The sequence below is a fragment of the Enterobacter mori LMG 25706 genome, assembly GCF_000211415.1.
Taxonomy (GTDB): Bacteria; Pseudomonadota; Gammaproteobacteria; order Enterobacterales; family Enterobacteriaceae; genus Enterobacter; species Enterobacter mori.
Genome location: NZ_GL890781.1, coordinates 128,641 through 129,211 on the forward strand (window position 1 = coordinate 128,641; position 571 = coordinate 129,211).

Below are 571 nucleotides of genomic sequence, written 5' to 3' on the forward strand. Positions count from 1 at the left end.
CAGCGCCAGCACCACTAAACCTGCCGCCGCCAGATAGATAACCGGCACGCCAGCCCAGGCCATCACCAGCCCTGCCAGCGGCCCGGTGATCCCCAGCGACATATCCATAAACACTGTATAGGTAGCGAGCGCGGCCCCCTGATTTTGCTGCGGCACGGCCTTCACCGCCACCACGCCCAGCGCCGGGAAGACCAGCGAGAAGCCCGCCCCCGCAAGAAAGACGCCGATTTTCGCCATCCACGGCGCAGTGGCAATCCCGGTCAGCAGCAGCCCGACGATTTCGACCGCAAAGCAGATCATCGCCACGTTCAGCCCGCCCAGACGGTTAATGCCGTTCGGGAAGAGCAGACGCGCGCCGACAAACGCACAGCTAAACAGGGTTAAGGCAAAGGCCGCGCCGTCCCAGCCTTTGGCGTCGTAAAACAGGGTGATGAAGGTGGCGATCACCCCAAAGCCGGTGGTCGCCAGCGCCAGTGCCATCCCGTATGGCCAGACGCGCCCCAGCACCGCGCGAAACGGCAGCGGCTTGCCCTTGCTGGCTTTCACTTTCGGGCGCGGCAGCGCCAGCAGG

At 65.0% G+C, this 571-nt stretch carries 1 protein-coding gene; it reads right to left on the reverse strand.

From position 1 onward, the window contains the following. Window positions 1–571: MFS transporter (locus tag ENTMO_RS26785; RefSeq protein WP_041951465.1), on the reverse strand; the 571-nt coding region annotated here is incomplete at both ends.